Here is a 22,762-nt window from a genome sequence, read left to right on the forward strand (position 1 = left end):
CAACGAGGCTAGCAATTTCGTCCGCCGAGGGACTGTTGGAGGCCGATTCCATGGCAATTTACCTAAAATGTGTTCTCTAAAACTCCCAGCCTTCCGGGCTGCACGTCTCCTATTGTAAATCCCATGTTAATTTGAGCCCAGGCCAATCTTCCCCACAAACCCGGTCATGCACCCTTGCTTTGTGAAGCCTTCGACTCGACATTTACGGGTTCGCATCTCGCATCTATTCTTGTGCATTTTCGTGTTTTTCGTGGCGATTCCCCATCCATTTTCTTTCTCCCCCAGCCCACTGAGTGACGTCGTGCTTGAAAGGGCCACGAAGCTGTACGTGAAAAAGTTTCTGATGACGAACGATTGTTGGCCACGAAAAACACGAGAAGACACAAAAAACTGGAATAGTGTTTTAGATCATTTTTAGCTTTGCTTTGTGAAGCCTTCGACTCGACATTTACTGGTTCGCATCTCGCATCCATTTTTGTGCATTTTCGTGTTTTTCGTGGCGATTCCTCATCCATTTTCTTTCTCCCCCAGCCCACTGAGTGACGTCGTGCTTGAAAGGGCCACGAAGCTGTACGTGAAAAAGTTTCTGATGACGAACGATTGTTGGCCACAAAAAACACGAGATGACACAAAAAACTGGAATCGTGTTTTAGATCATTTTTAGCTTTGCTTTGTGAAGCCTTCGACTCGACATTTACGGATTCGCATCTCACATCTATTCTTGTGCATTTTCGTGTTTTTCGTGGCGATTCCCCATCCATTTTCTTTCTCCCCCAGCCCACTGAGTGACGTCGTGCTTGAAAGGGCCACGAAGCTGTACGTGAAATAGTTTCTGATGACGATGGATGGATGCAGCATCCAAACGCTTGCGGCCCCAAATTTCCCTTTTGACATTATTGCTCGCCATCGCTGCGGTTGCTGTTTGGCTGGCTTGTTGGAAGATGGGTGTAGCAATCGAAAGCCTCAATCGTTAATTGCCGGGCATACGTACCGTTGCTCGTGAATTGCGAGTCGATGACCCTTTACGATTTGCTGTGGTCGCAAAGATTGACCAATGGTATGGCGAGAACAAATGCGAAGCGTATGTGCCAGTAGACCAGCCCTACCGGCTCTGTTTCGCCTTGGACGCGACCAGACCGTCATTGAAGAATCACGCCCCAAAGACTGGGAACCACGCCTGGGCAGCCGCGGAGGGATGCCATTCGGTCAAAGTAGACAGCACCCAACTGATCGTCCCCTCTTGTTATTCCGCCGCCGTTTCGACGTCCGTTCGGGACCGAACAAGGTTCTCGAACTATCCCAGTCGGGTGCAGGCATCCTGGTTTGGGCTGAGCCGGACGTGAGTGATGGACATTAGCCATACTTTACGCATTCGGCATGCATTTGCAGCGCTGACTGTGTATGCACAACGCCGAAATAGTACTTCGGTTCATAGTGACGAGGAAAAGTACGAATCATCAAATACAATTCGCGAACGGTGTCTACTGGGTTCGGAGAACGAGCGACAGCGATACCACGACTTCGGTGATGTATGTGTTTTAGTAAACCCAACCGTATGAGGACTCCATAGGATATGATGAATCCTTCTCGAGAGATCATTGAAAAACACCAACGCAAATCAGTCCAATCAAACGAACCGCCGCCGATTTATGGGTCGGGCAGGTGGCGCAGGATTGTTTATCCTGGCGGGGTCTCGATCATTCGCTGATGAGAATAATCGAGGCAGCGGCGAATTCGTATTCCTGGAAGCCGAGCAGTTTACTGAGCACGGTGGATGGGATTTGGATCAGCAGTCGATGGACAGATGGGATCGTCTTACCTGTTGGCGCATGGATTGGGGACTCCTGTCAAAGATGCGGTGACGGATGTCACGTTCCCTTCGGGCGGCACTTATCGGGTGTGGGTGCGCGCTCGTGACTGGGTCGCGCCCGGAACGCGCCTGACGCTCCGGGAAAATCCCAACTACTGATCAACGGAAAGCCGCTCGCCGAAACCTTGGGAACCAAAAACGCTGAATGGCATTGGCATGATGGCGATGTCGTGACGGTGGGGGATAAGGCAACGATTGCCTTGCATGACTTAACGGGTTTTGAAGGACGCTGCGAAGCGATCCTGTTTTGCAGGGACGTTGATTTTGAGCCTAGCAATGAAAGTGCGGCGCTGACTGCATTCCGCCGAAAGCTACTTGGTTTACCGGATTATCCTGATGATGGCGGGAACTTTGACCTCATTGTGGTCGGAGGCGGATTGGCCGGCACCTGTGCAGCACTCTCAGCGGCTCGTAACGGATTAACGGTGGCACTCGTACAAAATCGTCCCGTTCTGGGCGGAAATGGCAGCTCCGAAGTGCGTGTCTGGCCGGAAGGGAAAACTTGCGTGGACCCCTATCCACATGTCGGTAACATCGTGGAAGAGATTCTTCCGCAGCTCGGCAAGAAAGCATCTCGCACCAAACGCCCTCCGAATCGATTACAATCTTAGAGAGCAATAAGCAGCGTCCGGTTTGATGGCAGCGGATTGGTATGTCAGTTGAGACGGCTAATAAAACGATGCAGAACGAGTTAGGTTAATGATGAATAAATATGTATGCAGTATCTTGATCGCGAGTATGACATTGGGATTCAGTGGGCTGTATGCCGCTGAACCGTCGAAACCCAACATCATCTTTATCATGTGCGATGACCTGGGCTACGGCCAAATCGGCGCCTACGGCCAGAAGATGATCCAGACACCACGAATTGATCAGATGGCCCAGGAAGGCTTGTTACTAACGGACTACTATAGTGGCACGTCCGTCTGTGCCCCTTCGCGTGCGGCACTGATGACCGGGCACCATGTCGGGCATACCTTCATTCGTGGCAACCATGAAATCAGATCGGAAATCCCGCAAGAAAACGGGCAACTACCGATCCCTGATGCAACCATCACCGTCGCTGAAAAGATGAAAGAGGCGGGTTACGTCACCGCATTGGTGGGCAAGTGGGGATTGGGCTTTCCAGGCAGCGAGGGTGACCCCATGAAGCAGGGCTTTGATTTCTTTGCAGGATACAACTGCCAGCGTCACGCACACAACTATTACCCCGGCTGGGTATGGCGGAATAAGGAGGTGATCGAACTCGGCGCGAAAGGTACCGCAGAGGGCTACAGTCATTATTTTCTAACCCGCGAGGCACGGTCGTTCATTTCAGAAAATAGAGACAAACCGTTCTTTCTCTATCTGGCCTATACCATTCCGCACTCCCACCTCGAGATCCCAGCGGACGAACCATGTTACACGATGTACCAGGACAAAAACTGGCCACAGCCGCAGAAGATTCATGCCGGGATGATCTCGTTAATGGATAAAGATGTGGGCGGCATCATGGATCTGCTGAAAGAACTGGGAATTGATAAACGCACACTGGTGGTTTTCACCAGCGATAACGGGCCGCACCAAGAAGGAGGAGCGAAACCGAGCTTCTTTCAAGACAGTGGCCCGCTACGTGGCATCAAACGTGACATGTACGAGGGCGGCGTCCGCGTTCCCTTCGTGGCTTGGTGGCCAGGTGTGATTGAGCCTGGGCGACGCAGTGATCATATCGGCGCCCACTGGGATCTAATGCCGACCGCGTGCGAGCTTGCGAGTGTGCCTCCACCCCCGAACATCGATGGGATCAGCTATGTGCCGCTATTGAAGGGAAACGAAAATAGTCAACCCAAGCATCCGTATGTTTACTTCGAGCTTCATCGTCCTGATAAACGGGGCCTGCGTCGTGGCGACTGGGTAGCTTTGCAACCGGTGACTTCAAACGCAGATCCAGACATCGATCCCATTGAACTCTACAATCTCAAAGAAGATCTTGCGCAGAAGCAGAACCTAGCGAGTCAATACCCCGAGAAAGTTTCGGAGTTCAAAAAATGGATGATTGAAGCTCACACGCCATCGAAAGAATTTCCATTCAAAGCCGTCGTGCCGGGGGTGAAAAAGAACAAGGCGGGATCAGCGGCGAATACAATAAATAGCGAGACCGTTTTCTTCCATGATCGGAAACCGACTGGCAAACGACTCCCCAAACGAGGCTGGAAGGTTGTGACGGTCAGTAGTGAATCGGCTTTTAATGGCCGCACGGCGGCGACGACGATCGACGAGAACCCCGACACATGGTGGCACACGCAATTCAAACCGTCCACCGTTCCGCATCCCCACGAGTTGGTGATTGATCTCCAGCAAACCGCTCAAATCGATGGGTTAGGCTGTCGCGCCCGCAATGACGGCATCGGCACCGGTACTCTCTCTCAATTCGAGGTATATATTTCAAACGACTTGCAATCTTTCACCAAAGTGGCCGCAGTCGAGTTTGCCAGTCCGCCGGCACATTGCGTGGTTGCCTTCACACCCGTCAAGGCACGCTATGTGAAATTGAAAACTCTGGACAGCGGTAACGGAAGATTTGCCTGCGTCGCGGAAATCGATCTGTATGGATCGGAAAATTGATCGGGTACTCGTTATGAACCCTCCCCCTTCCTGAATGTCAATTCAATCCCTCCCAAAGAGCCGCATGCGAAACACATTTGTAATCTTTTGCCTAGCGATCGCTTCCACTTTGCATGCCGACGACGCATGGGTGATCGACAGCCAAAGAGATTGGCAGCAGGCAGTCGCCGATCAATCCAATCTCCAATTCGAAGATGGCTTTGCCACGCCAACGGCAAAGGAGGCAACGCTTCGAAGCACGATGAAATCCTTCGATGAAATGCGTTCTGCGAATTTGATCACGATCGACCAATCCTCTGCCTGGCTCAGCGGGAAGCCTGTGGGCCAGATCGGACCGAACAACGTCGCCGATGCGCCGGTGTTTCTGCGTAAGAGAGATAACGATTACTGGTTCTTCGGCCGTTACAAGCCCAGCGCAGACTCGGCCCCCGTTGCGCCCGCAGAATTGAACGGTTTCGATGTTCCGCTGATGACGAACCCGCATCCCTTCATGAAACCGCTTCCAGACATGTAGGCTCCTTTGGAGAAGGGAAAACAGGATGATGTGCCTATGTGTTGCGTAGGAAGAGCGCCGACGAGAACGCGAAGAGCCAAGGAGCTCTGGTCGGACTCGATCGTGTAACTTTAAACGTTCCCCCAAAATTGCCACAACGACAAACAAACTCTATTTCATTTCACACTGAATCAAAACACTGTATATTGAGTCCCTCCAACAATCCCCAACCAACGGATCGAAACACAATGAAATCCATCACACTATTCTTAGCGCTCACGTTCATCACGACCGCATCCGCTGCGGACCGTCCCAACATTCTGTTTATCATCGCCGACGATCAATCGCCCTTTGATCTGAAGGCCTATGAACCGAACTCAATCCTGAACACCCCCAATATCGACCGTCTCGCTGCCGAAGGAATGGTCTTTGATGCGGCGCATCAGATGGGTGCATGGTGCGGCGGTGTTTGTACTCCGTCAAGGCACATGGTCATGTCCGGTCGTACGCTTTGGCACATTCCCGACAAGACGACGCCGGGGCGGAGTCCTTTGTCGGCCGATCCCAAGTACGTGCCCACCGACTTGCCCAATCACACGATGGCAGCCGTCTTCAATCGCGCAGGCTACGACACGATGCGCACCTGCAAGAGAGGGAACAGCTACGCGGCAGCCAATAAGCAATTCACTGTCGTTCACGATGCGACCAAACGAGGCGGCACCGACGAAACCGGCAGCGCGTGGCACGCCGAGCAAGTGCTCGCGTATCTTGAAGATCGCCAAGGATCGACCGACAACAATCCATTCCTGATCTACTTCGGATTCTCTCATCCGCACGACACCCGCGACGGCAAACCCGAACTGCTCGAAAAATACGGCGCGGTGAACCACCGCGACAAGAATACTCTTCCCGCTGCGGATCCCAAACAACCGCCACTACCTGCAAACTACTTGCCAGTTCATCCGTTCAACAATACAGACATGAACGTACGAGATGAAGTAAGGGTTAGTGGCGTCTGGGATAAACGCGATGAGCGCACGATTCGCAATGAACTGGGACGTGAGTTTGCCTGTAGCGAGAACATCGACATTCAGATCGGGCGAGTGCTTGAGAAATTAGAGTCGATGGGCGAGCTCGACAACACCTACATCGTCTACACGTCCGACCACGGCATGGCGATCGGTCGCCACGGGCTGCAGGGCAAACAGAATCTTTACGAGCATACCTTCCGCGTCCCGCTGATTGTCAAAGGTCCAGGCATCAAGCCTGGTTCACGCGCGAAGGGTAACATCTACCTACTCGACGTCCTGGCGACGATCTGTGACCTCAGCGGTATCGAAGCTCCCGATACCTGCGAAGGTTCCAGTTTCAAACCGGTCCTCGAAGGCCAGACGGAAGCGGTCCGTGATGTGCTTTACGGAGCCTACTGCGGCGGCGACAAGCCTGGCATGCGCTGCGTCAAGAAGGGTGATTGGAAACTAATCAAGTACGAATCGACGAAGGACGGCGTGAAAATGACTCAGCTCTTCAATCTGGCTGAGAACCCGTACGAACTGTTGCCCGAGCACCACGTTTCCGATGTGATTGCGCTAACGAAAGCCACTCCGAAGCCCAACCAAACGAACCTCGCCACCGATCCAAGCTATAGCGAAAAACTAGCAGAGATGGAAGCACTGCTCTTGGCCCAAATGCGCAGCCACGACGATCCGTACCGCTTCTCAGACCAACCGGATGACGGGCGGAATAATCCCACCGGCTTTGACGACCCACGTGCGGCATCGACACTACCTCGCTAACAAAAATCTGAGAGTTCAAATCGATGAGGAAGCGATTCCAAGCCTGCTTGCCGCTGTTGATCCGTTTTCTTCTTCTGACTTCGACCGCTCGGTCAGAAACAAGTTCACCCAGGTTCGCCATTCTGTAATTGGGATTTATGAATCTCTCCCCCGGATTCTTCGGTGAAGCCACATTATCTAAGTAATACCAACAACGAAAGCCATTGAAAGCGTTAAGAATGACAAAACAAATTCAGACAATCATTTTGGGGGGGCTTATGGCACTTACCCTAACGACTGCTCAGGCGGAGAAGCCAAATATTGTGTTTGTTCTCTGCGATGACCTGGGGTACGGCGACATCCATTGCCTCAATCCCGAACGGGGAAAGATCCCCACACCGGGAGTGGATCGGCTCGCCAAAGAAGGCATGGTCTTCACCGATGCCCATTCCGGTTCATCCGTTTGCACGCCTACGCGTTACGGTCTGATGACCGGACGATACAGTTGGCGTACTCGTTTGCAAAGCGGTGTGGTTCAAGGCTTTGCGCCCTGTCTGATCGCGCCGGATCGTCCGACCGTGGCCAGCTTTCTGAAAGAGCAGGGATACCAGACTGCCATCATCGGGAAATGGCACCTCAATTTTCAGTATCAAGACCCTCAGTCCAGCGAGACGTTGACGAGGAAGGGAAACAGGGGGGGGCTACCTCCGGTTGGTAGCAAAATCCCGGACGGACCGCTCGCCCATGGCTTCGACTTCTACCATGGTTTTCATCACGCCGGTGACATGAAAGCCGTGATTGAGAACGACGAAGTGATTCTGCATGAGGACGAGATCAACATGCTGCCGCGTTTGACACGCGAAGCCGTTGGCTACATTGATGAGCGAGCCAAGACTCCCGGAACGCCGTTCTTTCTCTACGTACCCTTTGGTTCCCCTCACTCTCCGATCGTTCCGACGAAAGAATGGCAGGGGAGAAGCGGTCTCGGCAAATATGGTGACTTTGTGATGCAGACCGACGATGGGTTCGCTCAAATTCTGAGTGCACTTGATCGCAACGGTTTGACCGAGAACACGCTCGTTGTTTTCAGCACTGATAATGGATGCTCCAAAGCCGCGGGCATTCCGGCATTGCAAAAGCAAGGACATTTTCCCAGTGCGGATTTTCGTGGTTCAAAGGCGGACATTTGGGACGGCGGACATCATGTTCCATTTGTTGTCCGCTGGCCGGGCAAGGTCGCTGCTGGTTCCACTTGCGATCAAACACTTTGCCTGACGGATCTGTTTGCGACCTGCGCGGAATTGACCGAGCAGCCACTTCCGGCTGGGGCGGCGGAAGATAGCGTCAGCTTCCTGCCAGCGCTCAAGGGTGAGCCGATTGTTTCCACTCGCAGCGGAGTGATCCATCACTCTATAAGCGGGCACTTCGCCTATCGTATGGGAAAATGGAAGCTCTGTTTGGCCAAGGCTTCCGGTGGTTGGACGGCACCGAAAGAAAAGCATGCGCCGGAAGGCAGCCCTGTCGCCCAGCTCTACGACATGGAAGCGGATCCCGGTGAAACCAACAATCTCTATACGGCTCATCCCGAAGTGGCTCAGCGTCTACTCAAGCAAATGGAGATGGATATCGAACGCGGACGCAGTACTGCTGGCACCGATCTAAAAAATGACGTCGACAACATCATTCTATGGAAGAGTGGGAAATAAAAAGCCATGATAAAAAAACAATATGTCGTTCGACTCACGGGCATCCTTGTTTGTCTACAAATCGTGGTATTCACACTGCGTGCAGAAGGACTGCCGGAAGATCCTGGGAAGTCAAACTCGCAGAGAACAGGCCAGTGGTATCGAGCGGACCCGGCATCTCAGCCAGTCAATCTGCGGCGGAATGATCTGACCACCATCGTCGCCGCACGCGCTGCTTTGCAAGGATCGATATTCGAGGGAAAGGGGCTGACCGGCCAGCATGCAGTGGCAGGTTTCTATTCACCAGATGCGAAACTGACTTTCTATGTCAATGCACCAGAAACGGATGATTACAGCCTAAGCATTATTTTCGCCTCACCCGACGTCCAAACAATGGAATTCCAATGTGGTGATTCCTTGATAACAACGCCTTCGTTGGAGAAGAGTTGGAAAGATTCACCGAGGAATTGGCGGCAGCAAATTCCTGGATTGCTTCACCTTCAAAAGGGAGTGAATCAGGTCACGTTTCGGCTGCCAGAGTCGACCGTCAAACCATCGAATAAGAATTTGCAGTTGCAGACCCACCTTGATCAGGGACAGTTCATGCTCTATTCGATCGAGTTGGGAACTCCAGCGGCTCGTCAGGCACAGCTGGAGCGTGCCAAAGAAATTCGTGGTGATTCGACCTGGATGGTCGAGGGGAAATACGGACTCTTCGTCCATTTCTCAGCCAACATGCATGGCTGGACGGGTAGTACAACAAGATCCGAATGGTTTCAAGAGTCGGTCGAGATGTTTGATGTCCAGCATTTCGCCGATCAGGTCGAACGCACGGGTGCAGCATGGGTGAACTTCACGGTCACCCATCAAGGTTTCTACTGGCCAGGACCGAGCAATGCAGTCGATGCGGTGATGCCGGGACGCACGACAGAGCGTGATCTGCTGATGGAGATTATCGACGAACTTGACCAGCGCGGTATCGCGACGCTGTTCTATCTGCATAGTGGATATAACGGGGTGCGAGCGAGCGAATGGCGTGAAGCATTGGGTGCGGATTACGGGGCGGCCGATGTCTCTCGTTTCAACGACAATATGGTCGCCATTCTGCGTGAATGCAGCTTGCGTTACGGAAAAAAGGTCAAGGGATTCGGCTATATAGACGGATGTCTGATGCATGATTATCCCTTGGACCCGCACTGGGAAAGTTGGGCACGCGCCATCAAAGCGGGCAATCCGGATGCGGTCATTGGGTTCAGTTCAAATCAGGGACCGTCGGTTAGCCCATTCAGTGACCTCTCCACCCGAGACGGCGGAGCGACGCTCGCTGAGGCGAATCCAGATCAGATGGGGCCAGGTAAACAATATGGTGATGTCGACCCGGCTTGGTGGTGCTTCGTCGATACATGGTATCCACGCAAACCGATGAACGGGAAATGGACCGGAGGGCCACGGAAACCGACGCAAGCTTATGTGGACTATTTCAAGCAGATGGCAGAAAAGGGAGTTCCTGTCACCATCAACCTCGCCATGACGGCTGATGTTACCGACGACCACCCAATCTTTCATCCGAAATGTATGGCGGTGATGGAAGAAGTTCGTAAAGCGGTCCGTGGTAAATGATTCGTCACAAGATTTAGTTTTAGGGTAGTGGACCCTAATTCTTAGTCGTGACCTAAAAAGAAAAAGTGCCGAAAAAGCCACGTGGGATTAAATTAACAAATTGATAATCAAAATTGGAGTGAATTCGTGCATCTAAGAATCATTGGTTTCGTGGCGGGATTGTTTTTCGCTGTGAGTTGTTCCTTTGCGGACGAGTCGATCAAAATCCCGGCGGACTATGCACCGAGCGAATCGCCTTCGGGGCAACAGACCTATGCCAATCTTCCGATCAATCCGGCGGGGATCAACGTCGTGTCGGGTAACCTCGGCAACGATGGGTCCCACTTCCGCAATGAATTCAGGAACCACATGAACCTGTGGATGACGGCAAAAGGACCTGGTCCTCATTCGATCGAGTGGAAACTGCAAGTTCCTGAGGATGGAGATTATGAAGTCAGCGCCTTGGTGTCGGGGAAGGGAGCTCGTTTGGCATGGACGTGCAATGGAGAAAAACAGGATTCCGCAGCGTTAAATGCCATCATGTCTCAGGGCTGGGATCGGGTCAACCTTGGAACACTTCGCTTAAAAGCCGGCGAAAATTCACTTCGATTGATGGTTGAGAATGCCAATGGGTTTAAGTTCGACGCACTCGAATTGGTTCAACCTGTGGTCAAAGCCGACCTGCTCAAAGAAGCGTTGGCGATGCGGCAGAAACCCGATTGGTTCAAGAATGCCGGCTATGGATTAATGTTTCAGTGGACGAACCGGGCGACGCCGCCCAAGGGATCGATCAAGCCGTGGGAAGAAAAGGTCAATGACTTCGACCTCGAAGGCTTCGTTGATATGGTTGAGGAAACAGGCGCAGCGTACGTGCTTTGGTCGATCACTTGGGGACAACAATACATCTCGGCTCCAATCCAATCGTTGGATGCGATCATCGCGGGACGTACGACGAAGCGGGATTTGCTCGGCGAAATGGCGGACGCCCTGCAAGCGCGGGGCATCAAGCTAATCTTCTACTATCATTACGGCTATGACTGCAATCACAGCATCGATGCCGATTGGATGAAAGCCTCGGGTGGTTACGAAGCGGACAAAACCGAGCTTTATCAGAATTGGATGTCGATCGTATCGGAGATCGGTGACCGTTACGGAGAGAAGCTCCACGGGTGGTGGTTTGATGGCGGCCAGCGCTATTACAACTGCCACTTCGACAACACGCCGGGCGATCAGGGAATTCTATCGGCACCGTTCAAGGAACTGACTCAAGCAGCCAAGAAAGGTAATCCTGAGCGAGTCGTCGCCTATAACTCCTGGGTCAAACCCCGCTTGACGGAATACCAGGACTACTATGCAGGTGAAGGGGCGCATGTATCGGGAAGCTTGGACGAGGGAACTTTTCCTTCTGGCCCCCAACAAGGATTGTTAGCCCATGGTTGTTTTATTTTCGAGAAGAGATGGGGGCACATTGAGCCGGATACCATCATTACAAAACCCAAATTCACCTTGCCAAAACTGACGGCGATGATCAAGAACGCACAAAAAGAGCAATTCCCGCTGTCGATCAATCTAGAGATGTATGAGGACGGTTCGGTCTCTCCGGATTCCGTTGCTTTGCTAAAGCAACTCAAAGACGCAGTCCGTAGACCGTGACGAAAGACGGGATGTACTATCGCCGCGGAATTGAAGTCTATTTAACAACGCATGGGATGAAACGATTTCTGTGGAATGGTATCCGAATATAGAGTACAGAACAAAGAGTAAATCTGGGCGAAAAGACAATAGGAAAATGGGATGAAACGATTGCTGATGCTGTTCATCTGTGCTGCGTTGCAGGTTGCGACGAACGCAGATGAATTGAGACCAGACCGCGAGCTTCTTTACAAAACGGTTGACGAGGTTGGTCTGAAATTACATGTGTTTGAACCTGCGGATCTAAAGCCGTCGGATCAACGATCTGCAATCGTTTTCTTTTTCGGAGGCGGCTGGAGCGGCGGTGACCCCAAACAGTTTTATCAGCATGCTCGTGAGCTGGCCGACCAAGGGATGGTAGCCTTTTCCGCAGAGTACCGTGTGAAGAGCCGGAATCAGACCTCGCCGTTTGAATGTGTGAAGGACGGAAAGTCAGCGATCCGTTGGGTGCGAGAACATGCCGCCGAATTGGGTGTTGACCCAAACCGTATTGTAGCGTCAGGCGGTTCGGCTGGCGGCCATGTGGCAATCTGTACCGGTGTGATTGAAGGCTGCGAGGAAGCGGGCGAAAATCTTGAAGTCCATTCGCGTCCCAACCTGATGATCGCATTCAATCCGGTGCTCGATACCACCGCGAAAGGCTTTGGCGTTCAGAGGTTCAAACCCGAACAGCAAACCGATTTATCGCCCTGCCATCATGTCCACAAAGGCATCGCCCCGACGATCTTGTTCCACGGAACGAAAGACACCACGGTGCCGTTTGAAAATGCGGAACGGTTCGCTAAGCTGATGAACGACGCGGGCAACGTGTGTGTGCTTGTACCCTTCGAGGGAAAATCCCACGGTTTTTTCAATGGGGCGTTCTTCCGCGCAAGCAATGGAGACGACGACTATGACCTGACCATGAAACACAGCCGCGAATTTCTGACCAAGCACGGTTTTCTTGGCGAGAAATGAAAGAAGGCTTGTTGACCAAATTCTTCCCCCCTAACACGCAGATTTTTATCACGAGAGAAACGAACATGAAGATGAAATACCTCCTCCTTGCCGTATGCTTTTGCTCATTCCTATCGGCGGTAGCCAGGGCACAATCCGCCCGACCCAACGTGATCGTGATCTTCACGGATGACCAAGGCTATGGCGATGTCAGTGCATTGAATCCTGACGCAAAATTCGAGACGCCAAACATGGATCGTCTCGCCAGGGAAGGGATCATCTTCAGTAACGGGCATAGCGCCGATTCGGTCTGCACGCCAAGTCGCTATAGCTTACTGACCGGTCGCTATCCGTGGCGAACGACTCGCAAGCAGGGCGTGCTGGGGGCGGAAGCGAAATGCATGATTGTGGATGGCCGCGCCACGTTGGCGACGTTGTTTAAGGAGAACGGTTACCATACGGGGATGGTCGGCAAGTGGCATCTGGGTATGGATTTTCCAGGCACGGAAAAGGACCGGGACTGGTCAAAGCCGATCCAGGACATGCCGCTCGATAAAGGCTTTGACTATTTCTACGGCGTTCCCGCGTCGCTCAACTATGGAGTCCTGGCCTGGTTTGAGGGGCGATATGCCAAGGTGCCGCCGACGGTTTATACGAATAAGAAGAAAAATCCTCGGCATATGGATTACCGAATCATGCCTCCTTACGAAACAGAGCCGGGCATCTCGAACGATCCAACCCGTACCGTGAAACGGAACTTCGAGGTTGCACCGGACTTCATTGACAACCAATGCTTGACCCGCTTCACCGATAAAGCGATTGAGTGGATGGGCGGAAAGGTGGCCGACGCAAAAGATGGTAAACCATTCTTTCTCTATCTGCCGTTCACTTCACCGCACTATCCCGTTTGCCCGCTGCCCGAATTTCACGGTAAAGGCGATGCAGGTGCGTACGGTGAATTCGTGATCGAAACGGACTATCATATCGGTCGAGTTCTTGAGTTCTTGAAGACATCGGGGATCGATGAAAACACGCTCGTCGTATTCTCCAGCGACAACGGTCCGGAAAAATCGTGGACACAGCGTCTCAAAGACTTTGGTCACGACAGTCGTGGCGGTTTACGTGAGGGGAAACGTTCCGTCTATGAGGGTGGTCAACGGGTGCCGTTCATCGTGCGTTGGCCTGCGGGGATCAAACAACCAGGGCGGCGCTGGGAGAAAGTCGTCTGCCAAACCGATCTGCTGGCAACATTTGCCGAGTTGCTCGGTGCGAACCTTCCGGACAACGCGGGTGAAGACAGCCATAGTTTCGCTCCCGTCCTGCTAGACCCTAATGCGGACTACCAGCGAGTCCCTTTTGTTAGCCACGACAGCAGCGACTTCCGGTATGCGATCACGGAGGGAAATTGGAAGCTCATCCTACCATCTGGCAGAAAGTCTGCCGAGTTGTATGACTTGGCGTCCGATCGCGCCGAAACGACGAACGTGGCGTCTAGCCATCCCGAAAAGGTTCAGGAACTGACGAAAAAGATGAACGTTCTCATCGCCTCCGGCCGGAGCACCATCGGTGCTGCCCAACCGAACGACACGGGCTACTGGAAGGACCTGACCTGGATGACGCAACAGGAATACGACGAGCTTGCGAATTGAACGATTGCAGTAAGACGTCATGCATTTCGTTGCCTTCGCGAAGAACGTTGTTGTTCCTCGCTTTAGACAAAAGGCTCTTCAACTTTCATGAGCGTCCATTCGCGGGCAACCCACTAACAGAATGCTGGACAAAGAGCTTTGTCCGCCAATCACGCGAATGGACGTGAATGAAAGCTCAGGTTATTTGGTGTGCCCGTGTAGCAACTCAAAACCGCTAATCGACGCTTAGGAACGCTAATCAAGCATCGGTGGTCTGCTTCGAATGGTTTGATCAGCGTCGATTAGCGTGCATTAGCGGTTCGTCTTTGCCGCCGACATTCAAGAGGGGGACGAATACGAATCAGTGTCCCTACGCCATCGGCAACCGACTTTCGTCCCTAACCGAACGGGCCCCACCACCAGACGCGAACAGGGACATCCGAAAATCGGGGCGAAACTTCGGAAAATGGACCCTCGCGTCCGGCTGCGTTTGCATCGGATGAAACACTTCTAGCTATTCATCCTTGTCCATTCTCCGCTGCATCTCCTCCTCATCTGCTTTCGCTTGCAAATCTGCCATCTTCCTTTCGTAGTCAGCGATTTCGTCCTTAGTGACCTCAGGAACGCTATTCCCTGAATTTCCACAGCCAACCGTTGAGGCGAAAGAAAACAACAAACAGCCAAGAAGGATAGACAACAAGCTAGAGCGATTAACGAGTTTCATGATCATGAAAAGAGTACTCAAAAAGGGAGTCGATGAATTAACGGAAGGGTTGATTGAAATGCGAAACACCTAAAAGTTTTCGTCAATGACTTCTCTGGAAGCCCGAGTACCGAGAGCTCCCCAAAGCCCATAGGGGCTCTTGGAACCGGGAGCATAGAGGCCGGTACCACCTGCGGAGACCATTCGAGCGTTTCGATTACCCGCTTGGATCGAGTCCGTGATAAACTTCACAGCACCGTCGCCCATCAAAACGTGGGCACCGCCTTGGTGCCTACTCGTAGCTGTGCCTAAAGTGCTGCTCGTGCCGCTGATTCCACAGGTTTCCGAATTCGGTGGCAATACCGTGTAGAAGCAACCAAAGTTTGGCAGATAATCTGCCCAGCGGAAACCGCGGCCTTGAACGTCCTCATAAAGCCCATCTCCGTAGCTATACGAATCCTCCCAGAATAGCGGGCGTTGCGGATCGGTGTCGTCCAAACAGTAAGACGGATTGTTTCGGACGCTGTAGGCATTACCCTTTTTACGCGCGATTGTTCGTGTGTCACGGTCACCCAAGTCCGTCGCGATTTCACCCGCCGCGATCGTGTTAGAGAGACCATCTTTCACGCCTCGAAACCTCGTCACGTTATGGGGCTGGAACATCCCACGGTCCTTGGCGCCGGACGCTTCGGCAAAATCTGTCGTTTCACTGTAGGGATTTGTCCCACCACTTCGAACATAAAGAGCTCCGTCGCGTCCATTAAAAGAGGAATCGCCCAAGCAGGCTACATAATTGGTGCGTCCCAACGCTGGCAAACCAACGCCGGGGTCACTCGGACAGCGCAGTGTTTGGACATTGGTGAACCACGGGATGTAATTGATTTCTTCGGGAGTCGGCCCCATTGCAGGCCACGGGTTTCCTACAACACCGCGAACTGCCGATGTATCTCCATCCGTGCGTACGATGCTCGGATTGGAAATCTGCTCCCAAAGCGCCTGCTGCTCCATAAATGGCGTGAGCCCCACGAGGAAGCTTAGGCGGCGATTCGACGAAGAGTTCCGATCTACCCAGATATTTGCTGTGCCGGATTGGGTTCCAGCCCCATGGATCGGAAGTTGTTTGTATGCAGAGTGATAGTTGTGGATTGCCAAACCGATCTGCTTGAAGTTGTTGCTGCAGCTCATTCGCCTCGCCGCTTCTCGCGCCGCCTGAACCGCAGGCAAAAGCAACCCGACCAATACACCAATGATTGCAATGACAACGAGTAGTTCCACCAGCGTGAAACCGTACGACTTGCCTCGACGTCGCCTCTTTAGAATAGATCGCATGATATGTTCCTCAAAAAAATGGATGAAACGGATGCAAATGACAAGAACGGTTCAATCCGCCAGAAAAGACTAATGGGGGGGGTAGTATATTACGTCTCCCCTAGACGCTTTCCGCGTTCCTTAAGAGGGATAGGGCTCACCCCAAGCGGTTTGGACAAACTTTCCGCAAAAATTGAAAGGATTTTATTTTCCCATTTTTGAGCGACCCAGAATCTGTCTATAATCTAGGTAGCCTCCTGCTTGGATTGGAATATGCCCTCGCGGTTCCCGACTCCAATTGGCTCCGCAATGCCACCACGCCCACACTCTGTCCCGGTTTTCACCACATACTATGTCGCTCGACAACGAACATTCGGAATTCGCTCGACTCATCGCTCAACATCAAAAGGCAGTGCAGAGTTACATTCTTGCCAATGTTCCTCGCTGGGGAGACGCGGACGAGATTTGGCAGGAGACGAGCGTCCGGCTATGGCTCGAGTTCGACAAGTTTCAACGGGGTTCCAATTTCTCGGCATGGGCGATCCGAGTGGCTCATTTTGAAATTCTGACCTGGCGAAAGAAGGTTGGTCGTAGCCGCTTGATTTTCGGAAGCGAGTTCCTCGAATGCTTGGAGGGCGAACAGGATCAGTTCACGTCGAAACAATCGCAAGATCGTATCAAAGCACTGGATCAATGTCTGGAAAATAGCACCGATAAACAACGCGAACTCCTCTCGCGTTTTTACGAACCCAATCGCCAAGTGGGACAGATTGCCGAGGCGATGAAGTGTAGCCGGGACGCGGTCTACAAGTCCGTCCAGCGGATTCGTAAAATGCTTCGGAAATGCATCGAACGACGGCTTCAAAACACGGAATTGACTCCGTGAATTCAACCCCCGAACCTTTCTAACGATTCAACCGCGTTCACGAAATCCGCAACCGGTCATTTCGTCGGTTCGCGGTCATACCGGTTCGCGGTCATACCGGGGATGGCCAACCGAAAAGCAGGTGCGGCATTGCCGCGGTCGCGGAATAGGAAACGCTACAGAACCATGCGTTGGTATCGTCGAATGGAATTTCCGCGGACGGCGGCGAAACCGCAACTGAGAAAATTCTTCACACCGATTTCCAACGATAGTGTGAAACGGTTTCACAGTTTGTTTGCGTTGCTCTCCACTTTGGTTTGACAAACAAAGCAATTTGCCGACGTTTGTCGGATTCTCTCTATTTGCGTCGTTGTGGCACTCGATTCGCTTTAGTCTCCTTCCGTTTTAGAAATGGGTTCAATCCAATCAACCGTTCGAATGAGGTAAACAAGATGAAAGTCACATCAATGTTCTGTGCAGGTCTAATCGTCGTCGTCAGCACGAGTGGGCTACATGCCCAATCACGCATGATTGGTTGCAGAGGATGTCGCGCGATCACCGGAGCAAGCACGTCTGCCGCTCAACCGCTGAGTCAAGCAGAGCAGGATCTTTTGATCGGAATGCTCGCGGAAGAAAAACTCGCCCACGATGTCTACGTCTCGCTCGCAGAAACAACGTCACAGCCAATCTTTACGAATATCTCCAACGCGGAATCGCGTCACCAGAACGCACTTCGGCAAGTGGCAATCCGCTATGCGATCAATGTCCCCTCCAACAACGAACAAGTTGGCGTTTTTCAGGACCCCAAATTCCAAACGCTTTTTGATAACTTAGTGGAACAGGGAAGACAGTCGGCACTCGAAGCTGCAAAAGTGGGAGCAAAAATCGAAGAAATGGATATCGCTGATCTTCAAGAAGCGATTGATGCCTCGACCCACGAAAATGTTCAGTTCGTCTACCGTAACCTTGAACGCGCTTCGCGAAACCATCTCCGCGCTTTTGCTAACTCCATTAAGATGCTTGGAGGAACCTACACGTCCGAATACCTTTCGCAGGACGAATTCGATCGTATCGCAGATTCAACGATGGAAACCGGCGGGAACGGTGCTGCAATGAGAGTAGGAGCTGGAAACGGAATGGGACGCCGAAACGGAACAGGAGCTGGAAACGGAATGGGACGCGGAAACGGAACAGGAGCTGGAAACGGAATGGGACGCCGAAACGGAGCAGGAGCTGGAAACGGAATGGGACGCGGAAACGCCATGGGACGCGGATTGGGTCAATGGCAGTCGTTTTAGGCGCCGCAGCCGAAACGCCCTTGTGAAACCGCGAGTCCAACGGGCCTCGCGTATGCATTGTGACTGCGTGCCTCACCGATCGCACGCAGTCAAAACGAAAGACGTTTAGCTCTATCGTTTTGGCAGCCGATTACGATTAAAATCAGGATAATTTACAGATCTTTCGGATCGATATTCCTGCAACACGAACCTTTGACGCCGGGCCAATGATGAAACGTTCTGGGCTAATCGCTGCCGGATTTGGCATCTTGGCGTGGCTTCTTTTTGGTGCCTGGCAATGGCGAGAAACGACTCGCCAAAACGAGTTGATTCGCGGCAACTTGGTTAGCCAGGCTGAATCGATTCTCGATTGCTTGGTAGCGACCGTTCAATCGCATCGCTGGATCAGTCCCTACTTTCAAAGTCAGTTGCCGACGATGTTGGAGGAGATCGCGAATTCGCCGAACGTCCTAGCGGTATCCATCCAGCTTCGTGACAACGCTTTGGATTCCGACGATACGACGATCGAGCACTACCGCGCAGGGAACCAAAACCTGATCAAGATGCCCGGTCCACTTTCAAATCATTGGCAACCGGAAGGCTATTACGCCGTTCGTGAATTCGAACTTCGCAGTGATCCTCCGATGGGGCCTCCATCGGGCCGAGGAGGAGGAGGAGGAGGAGGCATGGGATTGGGTCGAAAACTGAGGCAAAGCATTGATGCCAACGACGAATCAACGGACGAACACAAGCTGACCGTGATGCTGGTTCTCGATCGACATGGCGTCGGCCGTCAAATTCAGCGGGAAGCTCGAAATCGTTGGCTGTTGGTTCTACTGGGGGGACTTTTAATTTTTGTCACGGGCTGGACCTGGCGAACGACCGTGCGATTGGCAGAATCGCAAGGGCACGCGGGTATTTTGCGGGCGGAAGCTCACCACTTCGCTCAGCTAAGCCATGCGGCAGCAGGTTTGGCGCACGAAACACGTAACCCGCTAGGCTTGATCCGTGGTTGGGCCCAGCGTCTTGTTCAACAGCAAATGCCATCGGAGGAGCAGCAACAGCAGGCGGAAGCCATTGTCGAAGAATGTGACCGTGTAACCGCTCGTATCAATGAGTTCCTATCGTTCGCTCGACCTGTCGAACCACAGCTTGCACCGGTGCCACTCCGAGATCTCGTCGAGCAACTGCGGACGCTACTCGAATCCGACTTGGCGATCAAACAGGTCCAGTTTGATGTCGAGGGTATCCCGAAAGACTTAAGAATTCTTGCGGCTGCTGAATCGCTTCGTCAAGCGATCTTCAATCTTGTTCAGAATGCCGTCTCCTTTGCAAAGTACGCAGGATGTGTCACGATCCGAGCGAACCAAACGCGAAATGGTGTCTGGTGCATTGAAGTGCTTGACGACGGCGAGGGTGTCGAATCGAAGAATATCGAATCGCTGTTCGAACCCTACTTTACGACTCGCTCAAGCGGCACCGGTCTAGGGCTTGCCATTGTCCAGCGAATCGCGATCGCCCACCACTGGATCGCCCGCTACAAACCAAATCCAAGTGGCGGGGCCATTTTTCAAATCGACGAGATTGAAGAAGCAAACCGGAATCCATGACCGAACCGAAGCATACCCTATTGATCGTTGATGATGAGCCCTCTCAACGCAAGTTGCTTGGCGGGTACTTTACGTCGCTCGGCTATGCGGTGACCGAAGCACCGTCGGCGGAAAAGATGTTGGCGATACTTGACAAGGCAACACCCGACTTGATTTTGCTTGACGTTCGCTTGCCAGGCATGTCAGGTATTGAATCATTGCCACGGATTCGTGAACGTGCGGTATCGGTTCCGGTTTTGCTAATCACGGCGTATGCGGATATTCGACAAGCCGTCGTGGCTGTCAAAGCAGGAGCGACCGATTACTTATCGAAGCCGCTCGATCTACAAGAGCTAAACGTGGCGGTCGAGGATGCGCTCAATATCCAATCCGCAATGTCCACGTACGAAAATGAGCCTCTCCCCGAATTGCCTCGCGATTTCATCGTTGCCAGTCGTACGATGCGACAAGTGCTGCATACGGCCGCGATTCTCGCTCCATCCGACGCCCCCGTGCTGATCCTCGGGCCGAGTGGGTCGGGCAAGGAGGGGATCGCAAAACTTATCCATCAATGGAGCCCACGCCTCGATCAACCTTTCTTAGCCACCAATTGTGGTGCAATGCCGGAAAATTTGGTTGAAAGCGAACTGTTTGGGCACGTCAAAGGGGCGTTCACGGGGGCTTCGGAAAACCGCGTTGGCTTATTCCGATCCGCATCGGGTGGCACCCTCTTTTTGGATGAAATTGGCGAGTTGCCACTGACCCTGCAACCGAAGTTACTTCGTGCTTTGGAAACCCAGCAAATCACTCCGGTGGGTACCGACAAGCCGATCACGGTCGATGTACGATTGGTTGCAGCCACCAATCGCGATTTAGCAAACGATGTGGAAATCGGACGGTTTCGAGAAGACTTGTATTATCGAATCAATGTCATTGAATTAGAGATTCCATCGTTGGCCAACCGGCGAGAAGACGTTCTGCCATTGGCGAAGTATTTTGCGACCCAGTATGCCGGGCGGGCCGTTCGTTTATCGCCTCAAGCGTCTCAACAGCTGCTCGGCGGCCAGTGGCCAGGGAACGTCCGCGAACTTCGCAATGTGATTCAACGAGCCTGCCTGTTGTGCCGAGGTGATGTGATCTTGCCCGAACATCTCGGCCCGTTGGCAGCGAACATGACGGGGCAAAGCCACTCAAACTCGACTGGCACCGATTGGTCGGATACAAACCGATTGTCGCAAGTCGAACGGGCGACCATTGTAGCCACGCTCGATGAGTGCGGCGGCAATCGAACTCATGCGGCACAGAAACTTGGAATCAGCCGCCGCACGCTGCTTAATAAATTGAAGGAAATGGAATCGGAGAATGGCTGATTTTTATCGCTCAGCTCTCCCATTAAATAGCGGCTGTCTCACCAAACACCCGAAGCAGGAATGAACGATGGCAGGGTGAGGGTCTCCCCAGGTCGCATCTATTTCAGACCTAGGCCTGACGCTCGTTGTGATATCGCACCTCGAACACCTAGTTCCCTGGGGTCACGAGCGATTTTGTCGCTAAAGATTCGGATATCATCGAGAATAGGACGAATGCGTGCGGAAGCCTCCTCAATATTGCCTATCGTTCGCTTGATATCGTAGTAGATATCATCGTCTTCCAAAAACCTGCGGAACGAACCATTCGAGTTGTTGAAGGCTTTGCCAAACGTTTCGACTTCGATCAGCGTCCGATCGACACTGGCTAGACTTCGCAGGACCTGATCGACCAATTCTCCTCCGCGTTCGGCCAACGGCTGAGTGAACATTTCGACATTGCGAACCGTTCGATCAACACTGTCAACTGTTTTTCGCGCCGACGCAACGGTCAATTCGGCCTCGGCACCGACTCGCTCAAATCGATCACTGACCCTTTGCAACCCCTCAAAAGTCGACTGAGTGCTTTCAAGTGTCTTCTGGGCATCATTGAGCAAATTTGGCAGCAACGCAATCGAATCTTGCAATCCATCTCGCAGGGCAGGGTTTCCTACCAACTCACGAACTTCTCGCATCGCGCCTTGAAACTCTTCGAGAGCGATGACAGCTTCTTCGGAAATTCGATCGATCTTCTCGTCGGCTTGCCCGACCGTCCCTTGAACGTCAACGGCCAACTGATTCACATTCGAGCCGGCACGCGAAACCGATTCGCCAGCGTTGCGTATCGACTCGAGGGTATCGGCCATTTGCTGTTCCATATTGACGATAGCACTATAGGGATTTAACTTTCTTTCACCATAGTCGAGATAATCGCCGTCGCCGTAAGGAACCTCGACGATGGTGGTGTCTTGGGGGAAAATCTCAGCCAATTTCGCTGGATCCGCCCGTACGAATTCGACCGTTGATTCGCCGGTAACCAATGATCCGTTTCCGATCACAGGGATATAGCGATGTTCGAGTTTTTGCGCCGGGTCCATCGATAGACTGACTAAAACGCCCCCTTCCGGTAACAAATTGATATCTTCGATGCGTCCAATTCGTACCCCATCGCGTAGTACGGGCGTGTTCGGGCCAACCCCTTCGGCCGATGGGAACTTTACTGACAACTTGTAGTCTTGGCTCAACACGTCGGGAAACGCACCAAACAGGAACGTCAAAATGATGCCGATCCCGATCGAGGAAATGACAAGCACGCCGACGCCGAACCTAAGTTTATTATCGTCCATGGTTTTGTCTTTTTTGCGCCTTTCCGAGAAGGGGTCTGACCCTTTG

At 52.6% G+C, this 22,762-nt stretch carries 17 protein-coding genes; 14 read left to right on the plus strand and 3 right to left on the minus strand.

Annotation, left to right across the window (positions count from 1 at the left end; genetic code table 11):
* The first annotated feature begins 1,598 nt into the window (after window positions 1-1,598).
* The 10 genes from Q31b_RS28720 to Q31b_RS26240 all read left to right on the plus strand — a co-directional run bounded on the left by Q31b_RS28720 (window position 1,599) and on the right by Q31b_RS26240 (window position 14,303).
* The gene (locus Q31b_RS28720) at window positions 1,599-1,862 is read left to right on the plus strand and encodes a hypothetical protein (RefSeq protein ID WP_197172412.1); all 264 of its coding nucleotides are present in this window, start codon (window positions 1,599-1,601) and stop codon (window positions 1,860-1,862) included.
* 133 nt (window positions 1,863-1,995) lie between these two features.
* Window positions 1,996-2,481 carry an FAD-dependent oxidoreductase gene (locus tag Q31b_RS28725; protein WP_197172416.1) on the plus strand — a complete coding sequence of 162 codons (486 nt, stop codon included), beginning with the start codon at window positions 1,996-1,998 and terminating at the stop codon, window positions 2,479-2,481.
* An 88-nt stretch (window positions 2,482-2,569) separates the two neighbouring features.
* Window positions 2,570-4,474: a sulfatase-like hydrolase/transferase gene (locus Q31b_RS26205; protein WP_197172419.1), complete on the plus strand. Its 1,905-nt coding sequence runs from the start codon at window positions 2,570-2,572 to the stop codon at window positions 4,472-4,474.
* 64 nt (window positions 4,475-4,538) lie between these two features.
* Window positions 4,539-4,988 carry a hypothetical protein gene (locus Q31b_RS26210; RefSeq protein ID WP_146602640.1) on the plus strand — a complete coding sequence of 150 codons (450 nt, stop codon included), beginning with the start codon at window positions 4,539-4,541 and terminating at the stop codon, window positions 4,986-4,988.
* A 227-nt stretch (window positions 4,989-5,215) separates the two neighbouring features.
* Entirely contained in the window at window positions 5,216-6,763 is a 1,548-nt protein-coding gene (locus Q31b_RS26215; RefSeq protein WP_146602641.1) for a sulfatase-like hydrolase/transferase, read from the plus strand.
* A 257-nt stretch (window positions 6,764-7,020) separates the two neighbouring features.
* Entirely contained in the window at window positions 7,021-8,448 is a 1,428-nt protein-coding gene (locus tag Q31b_RS26220) for a sulfatase family protein (protein ID WP_146602715.1), read from the plus strand.
* A gap of 6 nt (window positions 8,449-8,454) precedes the next feature.
* On the plus strand, window positions 8,455-10,047 hold the full coding sequence (locus Q31b_RS26225) for a hypothetical protein (protein ID WP_146602642.1): 1,593 nt from the start codon (window positions 8,455-8,457) through the stop codon (window positions 10,045-10,047).
* A gap of 126 nt (window positions 10,048-10,173) precedes the next feature.
* Entirely contained in the window at window positions 10,174-11,679 is a 1,506-nt protein-coding gene (locus Q31b_RS26230) for an alpha-L-fucosidase (RefSeq protein ID WP_146602643.1), read from the plus strand.
* 141 nt (window positions 11,680-11,820) lie between these two features.
* Complete coding sequence (locus Q31b_RS26235) at window positions 11,821-12,675, plus strand: alpha/beta hydrolase (RefSeq protein WP_146602644.1); 855 nt, start codon at window positions 11,821-11,823, stop codon at window positions 12,673-12,675.
* 71 nt (window positions 12,676-12,746) lie between these two features.
* Complete coding sequence (locus tag Q31b_RS26240) at window positions 12,747-14,303, plus strand: sulfatase family protein (RefSeq protein WP_231617870.1); 1,557 nt, start codon at window positions 12,747-12,749, stop codon at window positions 14,301-14,303.
* Window positions 14,304-14,796: 493 nt separating this feature from the next.
* On the opposite strand, the gene Q31b_RS26245 is transcribed toward Q31b_RS26240, so the two are convergent.
* Entirely contained in the window at window positions 14,797-15,012 is a 216-nt protein-coding gene (locus tag Q31b_RS26245) for a hypothetical protein (RefSeq protein ID WP_146602646.1), read from the minus strand.
* Between the two features lie 63 nt (window positions 15,013-15,075).
* The gene (locus Q31b_RS26250; protein WP_146602647.1) at window positions 15,076-16,314 is read right to left on the minus strand and encodes a DUF1559 domain-containing protein; all 1,239 of its coding nucleotides are present in this window, start codon (window positions 16,312-16,314) and stop codon (window positions 15,076-15,078) included.
* Window positions 16,315-16,645: 331 nt separating this feature from the next.
* Here Q31b_RS26250 and Q31b_RS26255 point away from each other — a divergent pair, with 331 nt between their 5' ends.
* The 4 genes from Q31b_RS26255 to Q31b_RS26270 all read left to right on the plus strand — a co-directional run bounded on the left by Q31b_RS26255 (window position 16,646) and on the right by Q31b_RS26270 (window position 21,394).
* A complete protein-coding gene (locus Q31b_RS26255) occupies window positions 16,646-17,179 on the plus strand; it encodes a sigma-70 family RNA polymerase sigma factor (RefSeq protein ID WP_146602648.1) in 534 nt (177 codons plus the stop codon).
* A 431-nt stretch (window positions 17,180-17,610) separates the two neighbouring features.
* Window positions 17,611-18,456: a DUF2202 domain-containing protein gene (locus Q31b_RS26260; RefSeq protein ID WP_146602649.1), complete on the plus strand. Its 846-nt coding sequence runs from the start codon at window positions 17,611-17,613 to the stop codon at window positions 18,454-18,456.
* 206 nt (window positions 18,457-18,662) lie between these two features.
* Window positions 18,663-20,045 (plus strand): sensor histidine kinase, encoded by a 1,383-nt coding sequence (locus Q31b_RS26265; protein WP_146602650.1) that lies wholly within the window; start codon window positions 18,663-18,665, stop codon window positions 20,043-20,045.
* A complete protein-coding gene (locus tag Q31b_RS26270) occupies window positions 20,042-21,394 on the plus strand; it encodes a sigma-54-dependent transcriptional regulator (RefSeq protein WP_146602651.1) in 1,353 nt (450 codons plus the stop codon). Before Q31b_RS26265 ends, Q31b_RS26270 begins: the two co-directional genes overlap by 4 nt.
* Window positions 21,395-21,492: 98 nt before the next feature.
* On the opposite strand, the gene Q31b_RS26275 is transcribed toward Q31b_RS26270, so the two are convergent.
* Window positions 21,493-22,716: an MlaD family protein gene (locus Q31b_RS26275; RefSeq protein WP_146602652.1), complete on the minus strand. Its 1,224-nt coding sequence runs from the start codon at window positions 22,714-22,716 to the stop codon at window positions 21,493-21,495.
* Window positions 22,717-22,762 lie beyond the last annotated feature (46 nt).

The sequence above is a fragment of the Novipirellula aureliae genome, from assembly GCF_007860185.1.
In the GTDB taxonomy this organism is placed as follows: Bacteria; Planctomycetota; Planctomycetia; order Pirellulales; family Pirellulaceae; genus Novipirellula_A; species Novipirellula_A aureliae.